The 10,712-nt window shown below is 47.1% G+C and carries 10 protein-coding genes; 6 read left to right on the top strand and 4 right to left on the bottom strand.

Features of this window, described 5'->3' with window-relative positions; translation table 11 throughout:
* Nucleotides 1-184 precede the first annotated feature (184 nt).
* A complete protein-coding gene (locus A3750_RS16625; protein ID WP_197466202.1) occupies nt 185-1,138 on the top strand; it encodes a GGDEF domain-containing protein in 954 nt (317 codons plus the stop codon).
* Between the two features lie 27 nt (nt 1,139-1,165).
* Here the strand turns inward: A3750_RS16625 and rluB are convergent, their stop codons facing one another.
* Nucleotides 1,166-2,014 (bottom strand): 23S rRNA pseudouridine(2605) synthase RluB, encoded by an 849-nt coding sequence (gene rluB, locus A3750_RS16620; protein WP_068466235.1) that lies wholly within the window; start codon nt 2,012-2,014, stop codon nt 1,166-1,168.
* 24 nt (nt 2,015-2,038) lie between these two features.
* Entirely contained in the window at nt 2,039-2,653 is a 615-nt protein-coding gene (thrH, locus tag A3750_RS16615; RefSeq protein ID WP_068457352.1) for a bifunctional phosphoserine phosphatase/homoserine phosphotransferase ThrH, read from the bottom strand.
* A gap of 143 nt (nt 2,654-2,796) precedes the next feature.
* Here thrH and A3750_RS16610 point away from each other — a divergent pair, with 143 nt between their 5' ends.
* Complete coding sequence (locus tag A3750_RS16610) at nt 2,797-3,537, top strand: phosphoadenylyl-sulfate reductase (RefSeq protein WP_068457355.1); 741 nt, start codon at nt 2,797-2,799, stop codon at nt 3,535-3,537.
* Nucleotides 3,538-3,597: 60 nt separating this feature from the next.
* Here A3750_RS16610 and cysB read toward each other — a convergent pair whose 3' ends face one another.
* On the bottom strand, nt 3,598-4,581 hold the full coding sequence (gene cysB / locus A3750_RS16605; RefSeq protein ID WP_068466234.1) for an HTH-type transcriptional regulator CysB: 984 nt from the start codon (nt 4,579-4,581) through the stop codon (nt 3,598-3,600).
* A gap of 130 nt (nt 4,582-4,711) precedes the next feature.
* Here cysB and A3750_RS16600 point away from each other — a divergent pair, with 130 nt between their 5' ends.
* Together A3750_RS16600 and A3750_RS16595 are read left to right on the top strand one after the other, a co-directional pair.
* Nucleotides 4,712-5,509, top strand: coding sequence for a sulfite exporter TauE/SafE family protein (locus tag A3750_RS16600; RefSeq protein WP_068457752.1), 798 nt, complete (start codon nt 4,712-4,714; stop codon nt 5,507-5,509).
* A gap of 123 nt (nt 5,510-5,632) precedes the next feature.
* A complete protein-coding gene (locus A3750_RS16595; protein ID WP_068457753.1) occupies nt 5,633-8,347 on the top strand; it encodes a LuxR C-terminal-related transcriptional regulator in 2,715 nt (904 codons plus the stop codon).
* 263 nt (nt 8,348-8,610) lie between these two features.
* On the opposite strand, the gene A3750_RS16590 is transcribed toward A3750_RS16595, so the two are convergent.
* Nucleotides 8,611-9,396 (bottom strand): thioesterase family protein, encoded by a 786-nt coding sequence (locus tag A3750_RS16590; RefSeq protein ID WP_068457756.1) that lies wholly within the window; start codon nt 9,394-9,396, stop codon nt 8,611-8,613.
* Nucleotides 9,397-9,497: 101 nt separating this feature from the next.
* Between A3750_RS16590 and A3750_RS26275 the strand changes: the two genes are divergently transcribed.
* On the top strand, nt 9,498-10,202 hold the full coding sequence (locus A3750_RS26275; protein ID WP_068572053.1) for a threonine/serine exporter family protein: 705 nt from the start codon (nt 9,498-9,500) through the stop codon (nt 10,200-10,202).
* A gap of 87 nt (nt 10,203-10,289) precedes the next feature.
* A complete protein-coding gene (locus A3750_RS26270; protein WP_197466392.1) occupies nt 10,290-10,706 on the top strand; it encodes a threonine/serine exporter family protein in 417 nt (138 codons plus the stop codon).
* The last annotated feature ends 6 nt before the right edge of the window (nt 10,707-10,712 follow it).

Raw genomic sequence — 10,712 nt, 5'->3', positions numbered from 1 at the left:
GCCGTCATTTTTTTGACCGCAACCTTCAAAAACATCAAGAAAGATGTCAGAAGGCCGTCACAGCACCCCAAAAAACCATTTAAGCCTTTGTTTTTATAGCTCATTTTATTCTTGGCACACCGCTCGCTTAACAGAACCAAAATCAACATTACGTCTATTACGTTGTAAGAATCAAGGGATCATTATGGATACCAACGACAAAGCGGCACAAACAATCGACTTCAACCGCGCCAAGGTAACTTCGACCTACAAAAACATTAGCAGACAGATCGTTGACTCTAATGACGCGGTGACTCGAACAGTACGAAGACTGCAAACGACGCTTGATATCGGAACCCTAATCGAGATATTTGTTCAAGAGCTTTCGGAACTTATTCGTCCCGGCCTTGTTCGATTTCAAACCAACGATGGCAATGCGTACAGCTTTGGGGAGGAATCAGGCGCGCACAATTGCCAATTCAACCTAGCTATTGAAAACACCAAACTCGGCAAACTTACTATTAATCGCCGTAAACGCTACACAGAAGAAGAAATTTCGATCGTAGAATTCATGGCTAGCACCTTGGTATTTCCCCTCAAAAACGCCCTGCTATACCAAGAGGCACTGGCAAACGCATTAACTGACGAACTTACCGGCATGGGAAACAAACGTGCATTGCAAGCCAGCCTGCACAGAGAAGCAGAGCGTGCGGTTCGCCACAAAACACCGCTTACAGCGATCATGATGGACGTCGACCACTTCAAGTCCATCAATGACCAGCACGGCCACGATTGTGGCGATGTCGTTCTCAAACAGCTCGCAACACTCATAAAAGACAACTTCAGAAAAAGCGACTTATGCTTCCGATATGGAGGAGAAGAGTTTTTACTGCTTCTTGATGATGCTGACATCGACCAAGCGAAATTTACCGCCGAGCGACTAAGACAAACTATTGAGAATCATCTGTTTGCCTACGAAGAAGCAAACCTTGCGGTTACCGCGAGCTTTGGATGCGCTGAGTTTGAGGCAGATGAAGCGCTACAAGACTTTATCAATCGCGCCGACAAAGCGTTATACGCGGCAAAACGCACCGGCCGCAATCAGGTTATAACAGTCAACAAATCGATCAGCGATCGCCCTGAAGCCAAGAAGGCTTGAGGGCAATGCTAAAGTGAGTACATGAGGCTAGCGACGCTTGGTCCGCGAAGGCTTAGTCTTAAAGGCCCTGCGTTGCTTACGCTGATCTTCCGCCTTCACTTTGGGGTCTTTGGCTTTTATCCGAACAGGAGGCAAAGAGACAATCGACCTCAACTCGTTGATTTCTTTATTGTTCAATTCCTCCCACGCGCCAACCTTCAAACGGCTTGGTAGAAAGATACAACCATAGCGAACGCGCTTTAGGCGGCTTACCTGCACACCCTGCGACTCCCAAAGCCGACGCACCTCACGATTACGACCTTCCATCAACACGACATGAAACCACTGATTTGTGGAATCGCCACCCGCTGGTTGAATATCCGTAAAACGCGCAACGCCATCTTCAAGCAGAACACCTTCTTTGAGTCGAGCGAGCATTGCATCATCAACTTCTCCATGAATACGCACAGCATACTCACGATCAACCTCATACGAGGGATGCATTAATCGATTCGCCAAATCACCATCCGTCGTCAAAATAAGTAAACCACTAGTATTGATATCAAGGCGACCTACAGAGATCCATCGTTGGTTCTTTAGCCTGGGGAGATTTTCGAACACAGTTGGCCGGCCTTCTGGGTCAGAACGCGAGCAAATCACGCCCTCCGGCTTGCTATAGACAATAACGCGCGGATCAATACGCACATCTGTGTCGAGCTTGACAGTCTTACCATCCACTCGAACATGATCAGATGGCAATAATCGCGCGCCCAAGGTAACGACATCACCATTTACGCTTACGCGACCATCTGCGATCCAACGTTCAATCTCTCTGCGAGAGCCAAGGCCTGCTTGCGCAAGCACCTTTTGTATTCGTTCGCCTGAAGGCTCAGACATTCACTACTCCAAGTGGAATAAAAATTAAGAAGACCGAGTGGTGCTGACTTTAAGAATCTCAGCTTTAAGGTCGTCATAAGTATGTACAGCAGGAAACTGAGGAAACTCATCAATCACGTTTTGCGGAGACTTGAACAAAATACCAGCCTCAGCCTGCTTCAGCATCGTCGTATCATTATAGGAGTCACCCGCTGCAATCACACGATAATTTAGCAATTGAAACGCCCTAACCGACTGACGCTTCGGATCTTTTTGGCGCAAAAGGTAGTTAGTGATTCGCCCATCGTCGGCGACTTCGAGCTTGTGACAAAAAAGTGTCGGAAAACCAAGCTTCGCCATAAACGGCATACCAAATTCGTAGAATGTATCCGATAGGATGATAAGCTGAAAACGCTCATTCAACCACTGAACAAACTCCTTTGCACCAGGAAGCGGGTCAAGTGTATCGATGACTTCCTGGATTTCTTTCAGGCCATAACCGTGCTGGTCAAGGATACGCAAACGCTGCTGCATTAAAACATCGTAGTCAGGGATATCACGAGTCGTTGCTTTTAACTCTTCAATTCCTGTTTTCTCTGCAAAAGCAATCCAAATTTCCGGAATCAAGACACCTTCTAAATCCAGACAAACTAATTCCACGTCGCATACTCCCGATACTAACTTCAAGTTAAATGACAAAAATTTGGGCGCCATTCTAACGAAAAGGCTTCAGCTTGCATATTGATAAATCATCGATACAATCCAAAGCCTTCTACAACATCCCCCAGCGAGATATCACGACAATGGAATACGACTTTACGCAAGCAGAAAACCTTACTCCGGAAGCAATCAGCGCTCTGAATTCTTCGCTTGCGGAAAAGTCGCCCCGCGAAGTTCTTAAGTTTGCTTTCTCTCACTTTGGAAACATTGCCATTTCATTCAGTGGTGCAGAAGATGTTGCACTCATCGAACTAAGCCACAAATTGACCGACAACCTTCAAGTTTTTAGCTTGGACACTGGCCGACTCCATCCTGAGACATATCTCTTTCTAGACACCGTTCGTCAACATTACTTACTTGACCTCGAGTTGATGGCGCCAAATACGGACGAGCTAGAAGCATTCGTCAAACAAAAGGGCTTGTTCAGTTTTTATGAGGATGGCCATAAAGAGTGCTGCGCAATCAGAAAAGTAAGACCCTTACGTCGAAAGCTCGCCACGCTAGAAGCTTGGATTTCAGGACAACGCAAAGATCAAAGTCCAAGTACACGCTCAGAAGTGGCTGTCATAGAGCTTGATACGGCCAACGCTGCTGAAGGCAAAACCTTAATCAAATTCAATCCGCTAGCAAACTGGTCGTCAAAAGAGGTTTGGGACTACCTTCGCATGAGCGAAGTGCCAACCAACAAGCTTCACGAAAAAGGCTTTATCAGCATTGGGTGTGAGCCATGCACTCGAGCAGTATTACCAAACCAGCATGAGCGAGAAGGCCGCTGGTGGTGGGAAGAAGAAACGCAAAAAGAATGCGGTCTGCACATCAAATAAATTCAGCCAGTGAACGTCAACTCGTCGCTGAGAGTTGCATTCACCCATTCCCCGAACCACCTAAGTGGTGTATCGGGGAATATCGACTTCTGCAAACACTTTCGACACATCTTCTCTATGGGCATGACTATAGAAAGCTTCATCAACCAAGTCTCGCGTTAAATGCGGCGCAAATTCTGCTAAAAACTCATACATGAATCCGCGCATGAATGTTCCTTTACGCAAAGCAATACTAGTGATCGCATCAGGGAATAAGTCTGTTGCCGGTATCGCCACCAAGTCTGAATCTCTTACGGGATCAAACGCCATCGAAGCAATAATGCCAACTCCAAGACCAAGTCGGACATAGGTTTTGATAACATCGGCATCAGAAGCCGTGAATACGACATTTGGCTCCAAACCTTTCGAAGAAAAAGCCTCATCGAGCTTTGCTCGTCCTGTAAAACCAAGAACATACGTCACAATCGGATGCTCAGCCAACCGCTCAAGCGTGAGCTTAGATTCACTCAGCAGAGGATGATTCTTGGGTACGACCACAACGCGATTCCAACGATAACAAGGCATCATAATTAAGTCCGCATGCTGACTTAGCGCCTCCGTCGCAATAGCGCAATCGACGACTCCATCCGAGCACATCTCCGAGATCTGAGCGGGCGTCCCCTGATGCATGTGCAATGAAACATCAGGATAACTTTTCATAAAACGACTAATGATGGGCGGGAGAACATACCGCGCTTGTGTATGCGTAGTGGCTACGGTCAACTCACCGGTGCGATTATCATTAAACTCGTGAGCTATTTTCTTAATATTCTCGACATGAGAGAGGATATCACCAGCCACCGAGAGAATTTTCTCACCGGCGGGAGTAATTCGCGTCAAATGCTTTCCACTTCGAGAAAACACCTCGACACCAAGCTCATCTTCTAACAGTCGGATCTGCTTACTAATTCCTGGCTGCGAGGTATATAAACTCTGCGCAGTCGCCGAGACATTAAGGTCATGGTGAGCGACTTCCCAAATATAACGCAGCTGTTGTAACTTCATTTTGCAGTCCCTAGTCCAAACTTATGAGTATAAAGCTATAAGTAATTATTATTTTGAAGAATAAAAACATCCTATATATTACTCTTTCTACTTAAGCTCTATTAGATCGCTAACAATATAGACTAAAAATATGGAATTTGTGGCCTTAGCCAGTTTTTTACAATATGTTTTGGCGGGCGCCGGCGTCGGGTTCGCCGTTGGGCTTACAGGTGTTGGCGGTGGGTCGCTGATGACCCCTCTATTGATCATGTTCAACTACCCTCCTCATATCGCCATCGGCACAGATTTAATGTACGCAGCCGGCACGAAGGCTGGCGGCATTGTTGCGCATGCGCGACAAAAAACGATTAACTGGGGAATCGTTCTCCGCTTAAGTTGCGGCAGCATCCCTGCCTCAATTGCAACCGTGTTTATCCTCAAATATGTGTTTTCGGACGCTGCGGAATACCAAGGAATCCTTTTGACAGCACTGGGATTAATGCTGATGTTCACTGCAGCGGTCATTTTGTTGAAAGGCCGCCTAATGCGTTCTTACGCCTTGAGCGACAACCAAATGAGCTGGCTCAAACGGCATCAGACCAAATTAACTGTCGTAATGGGTGTTTTTTTAGGGGTTTGCGTTACCCTTTCGTCTGTTGGTGCTGGCGCCTTCGGCGCAGCCATTCTGATGGTGCTTTATCCAAGATTAAGCCCTGTCACGATCATCGGAACAGACATCGCTCACGCAGTTCCGCTTACACTGATCGCAGGCTTGGGTCACATGCAGCTTGGCCATATTGATTTCGTATTGCTTGCGTCCCTGCTTTGCGGCTCTATCCCTGCCATTTTTGTCGGCTCAAAACTTAGCAAAAAGGTTCCAGGAAAACTCCTACAACCGTTCCTTGCCGTTTTATTGCTGGGCATCGGCATGAAATACGCATTCTTCTGAGTTACTCACGCCCCGTTTGATGAACGGGTATTAAGTTTACTTTTTTGACGAAAGGCATAGGATTTGCCCTTATCAATAGCAAACATCCCGTGATAGCAAGAACAACTCAAAGAACCCGTATAAATGCTACTCAAAACCAAGTTTCTCGCTCCTGCATACAATCTTAAAAGTGTTTCTCGGTCACGTCTCTTAGATCGGCTAAACGCACGAGCAGCACGAAAACTGGTTCTGGTTTCCGCTCCTGCGGGCTTTGGCAAAACGACACTTATTCTGCAATGGCTTCACAAGCAAGACCGAAAAATATGCTGGTTATCGATTGATGAGCATGACAACAACCCGATCCGGTTTTGGCAGTATCTTATTGGCAGCATTGAAACGGTTGTCGATGACTTTGGTACCGAAGCAAACGCCCTACTCACAGAGCAAGCGAATGTAGAAGCCGCGGTCACATCACTGGTGAACGAACTCAGCGTCTGGTCGATGAGTGGTAACGAGCTAAGCATTGTCCTTGATGACTTTCACAACATTGAAGACAACGAAACGCTGCGCAGCTTTGCTTATTTTGTCGACTTCATGCCACCAAACGTCGAGCTTGTGCTAACCACGCGTTTTGAGCCCAATCTTCCAATTTCACGCTGGAGCGTCAAGAACTGGGTAGACGGAATTTACGCCTCAGATCTGATGTTTAGTTACGACGAATCAAAAACGTTTTTCTCTGATTATATGGAGCTATCACTCACAGATAGTCAGATTCAAAGCATTTTTAATCGAACAGAGGGCTGGATTGCCGCAATGCAGCTTACGGCGCTCTCTGCGTCAGCGAAGCCAAGTAACGAACAAGCGTACCTCAACACACAGCAATTGCTCGCGGATGACCGTCACTTCTCAGACTATGTCATCAATGAAATTTTATCTTTACAGCCCGATACCTTACGCGACTTCATGCTCGATTCATCCTGCCTGCTAAGAATGAACGCAGAGCTTTGTGACCAAATCCGTAACACCAATAACAGCCACGATATGCTTCATGCGCTAGAGCGCAAAAATCTCTTCGTTATCCCTTTAGACAATCAGGGCGACTGGTATCGCTACCATGAAATGTTCAGAGACGCTTTGCTCAAAAGATTGCGTAAGACAGACATTAAGCGACTCTCCTCACTGCAAACCAAAGCGATCGACTGGCTGATAGATCATAAACAATCGCATGAAGCCATAGAGCTTGCCGTGCAGCTTCAAGAATGGTCGCTACTTGCAAAGCTGCTAGAAACCAATGGGAACAATTTGATCCACGAAGGCCACCACTTGCCAATGCTCGAGTGGCTTGCTGCGCTACCGGAAGCTGTGAGAGCAAAATCGCCGAGATTGCTCATGCTCAGAATATGGGCTTTATTTTTCAGTAACAAAATCGAAGTAATTCAACCTCTTTTGGACGAGCTGGAGGCGCTTGTTGATCAACAGCGGATCGCAGAAGTAGAAACCAGCGCCAATGAACTAATAGACCTTCATAGCGAAATTTCGCTCATCCGCTCATACATTGCTCGGTCTCAGTCAGATCTTCGTAGCGCTCATTCACTTACCAAGCAGGTTCTTGAAGAGCTTGATAACACCAATATGCCCCTTAAATCAGTCACTTACTACGGCATTGGTCTAGACAGTTTTACAGTGGGTGATCTTGAGTCAGCAGAGTTTGCTCTAAAGTCGGCTATCGACCACGGTAAACGCGAGAAAAAGTATACCACCGTGCTTTCCAGCAGCGGCCTGCTTGGCTGGATTTACTTTTTTCAAGGAAAGCTAGACGCAGCACTTGAAACCGGCATGCACAACCAGCAATGGATTGATAGCTTACACGACCCCTCGCAACCGCGAATCATTTCTTGTTGGCAGAACAGTATTCTCGCAATGATTTACCTTGAGCGAGGCGAGAAAACCATCGCGGCGGCGTATATCAACCCCTTGTTAAAACACATCAACATTGGGACAGAACCCGGTCTGCACATATTAATCCAGTACACACAGGCAAATGTTCTATTTGCACAAGGCCAATACATTGAAGCAATTGAACGGTTAGACGACGCAATCAATGTGTACGAGCACAAGAAAGATGCAATGATGTACACGCCGCCAAGTCTTAGAGCGCTGAAGTCACGCTGCCTAATTGCAATTGAAAACCTTGAAGGTGCTAATGTCGTTCTCGAATCAATCGATTCTAAAACCATTAACGAGCTACCTCTTAATTTTGAGGACATAAATCTGTGTAAGGCTCGACTCTACCTGAAACAGAAAAACATCCCGCTTGCGCTAGAGATTGCCGAGCGCATTGCTGAACAAGCGAGAGAGCATCACCACACCTACAACCTAATTCAGGCATTACACCTCAAAGCCCTTTGTTTTTTCAAAGCCAAAAAGCTAGAACGCGCAACAAGCGCAATTAACGAAGCCCTTAACCTCGCAGGCAAGGAGAGCATGACGCGCATCTTCACCAATGAAGACGTTGACTCGGTCAGTGTAATCGCATTAGGCCGCTCGGCCGATATCTCCGATAGTTATCTGAAAAAACTTAGCCAAGAGCTTGGCGTGCAGCAGCCAAACAAAGCCAGCCAGCAACTTCCGGGTGCGGCAGCACTCGAGGGCAACCTAAGGCTTTTAGAACCTCTTAGCCAGCGAGAGCTTGAAGTACTGTCTTTGATCGACCAAGGACTCGCCAACAAAGAGATTGCTCAGAAACTGTCGTTAGCACCTGCTACGGTCAAAGCGCACATCAGAAACATTTACGGAAAAATTGGCGCGAAAAGTCGTACCGAGGCGTTAGCAAAAGCGCGTCAACTAGAGTTAATCTAGATATTTTGTGACACAAGTCACGCGTTTTCGCTATTTCACAATCACTTTAATCCCTTCGGACGATCAAATTACGCCCCCTACGCCCCTATGATTACACCATCGAAACAGATTCTGTTGAGGCGAAAATTCAGGCCTTTCTCCTCAATACAATTTCCGATCAGGGCACATGCCCGACGTTGAATGCGGTGATTAGTATGTTCGGCACTAATCACCGCTTTTTTTTGTCTAAAATAAAGCACCAGGCGCTTTTAAGGCCCGCTTTATTAACCAAAGTGCACTGTTGTTTGCTGACTTATCGCGAGCAGCTCTCCCGCTTCGTTTGAGATGAGCGCCTTGGCATACGCATACCCGCCGCTCGATTCAATAATTTCCGCTCGATACTGTGTATACTCGTCTGGCCTTAAACTCGGCTGCGGCTGAATGAACTCTATCGTCCAGCTTAAGGAACTCGCCATGCAAAGGCTTTTCATCATCGGCAAGGGAGTTGGAGGCCATGCATCAACAAGCCCCAATAGATGCGCCTCGGTCATTACTTTTGGCGACTCCGCAAAACGCACGTAACCCTCTAAATAAGGCTTGTCGGACCCCATAAACGGGAACGGCGTCAGATATCGATAATCAAAATTACGCGTAAACTCAGGAATCGCTCCTTCGATATACGGCAGCTTGGTGGTGTCGTTTACGGAGCCATTTAAAGAGAGTCGCTCAGGAGCAAGATCGATGGCGGATTCTCTCCCAGCGCCAAAACTCCCCTGAACGATCACCTTGGTTTGACCGTTCTGTAACCCCCTCCCCAAGACCTGAGAGACATTCTTTCCCTCTCTGAGGATCTCACTCGTCAATTCGAGCTCGCTATCATCCACTGGGCCAACAAAAGAAATTTGCAAACAACGAACAGGGGCCGGTTGCGACAATTGCTTTCGCATAGATTCATACACCAAAGCAGCCACAAGACCACCAAAGCCGGCGCGTCCCTGCATCCAAGCCCCATCCAAGCGCACGGTACTAGGCTCTCGAGCTACTTTATTAAGAAAACCATCAAACTGCATATCTTGAATTCTCCTTTTGAAAGACGACATCTTAGTAGCTTCGGCCCCGCTGACCAGCAAGCGCTCTGGAAAAGCACATTCCATAAATGGACTAAGCAAAAATGTCTTATATGCTTAAGGCGAATCAACCGAGAGCCGCCATGTCAGAGCATCACTTAATTTCGCAAATCGTCAATATTGGCGAGACACTTCATCGAGCAGGATGTCCGCCTTACAAGCTCGAAAAATATGTCGAGCACTATGCGAGAAACCGAGGTGTAGAAGTCATGGCGCTCGCCTCTGCAAACTGGATTAACTTTCAATTTAATGATGAGGACAACACCGTTGTCATAAAACGATTAAAGCCACCCAGTATTGACCTAACGCTACTTGCCAAGACCATCAATCGGATCACTCGTGATGACGAATCCATCAATCTAGACACCTCTCCCCCCAGCAGGCCAATGATGCTGCTAGCGTGTCTGATTGTTCCCGCCGCTTACCTATGTTTGGTAGGAAGCTCCTATGACGCGCTAATCGTAAGCCCACTAACTGGCTTAATCGTTTGGCTTTGCACATTGTTATTAAAGGGAAGACGGTCAATTGCACTGGAGTTTATCGCGCCGATGTTAGTCGGGCTTATGGCGGAGTATGCAAACTCATTTGGGCTAAACATTCCTGTATGGACGCTCTGCATTGCCAGTATTCTGCTATTCGTACCCGGCTTGTCTATTGCAAACGCGCTAGAATGCCTCGCCTTTAATGATCTAGTCTCGGGCACCAGCTTGCTCGGCCAATGCATTCTCTCATTAATCAAACTGTTTTAAGGGATATTCATCGGACTGAGTTTCGGCTCTGCTATCTGGGAAACAACCCCCATCGCTTATACCAATGAGTTGCCTGCGTACTTTAGTTTGATTGGCGCCGTACTACTCGCCATAGCGGTTGCGATCATGTTCAACATTCGACCACGCGATGTAGTGCGAGCCATACCCGTCATTGCTATCGGAACCTGGGGGCCAACCGTATTCAACTTTGAACATGGCTGGGTTGCAGCAACTTGGATCACGAGCACCCTGATTACCTTGTATGCAACATGGATCGCCAAGCGCCGAAAGCTGACAGGGACGATTTATATGATCCAAGGAATTATCCTGATGGTTCCGGGAAGCCGCGTTCTGATTAGCGCCGGCCAAAATTTCTATGGGGCTGAAGTACTACCTATTGGCGGAATCGGCGGAATTGGCAGTTCGGCGGCATTGATTTTTGCCGCCATCGTGGTCGGACAAATCACCGCGTACGCGATCTACTCACCGAAAATTGAACGTTAGATCAGC

It is taken from the genome of Oleiphilus sp. HI0079, assembly GCF_001635105.1.
This window is presented reverse-complemented; position numbering and strand designations above follow the sequence as displayed.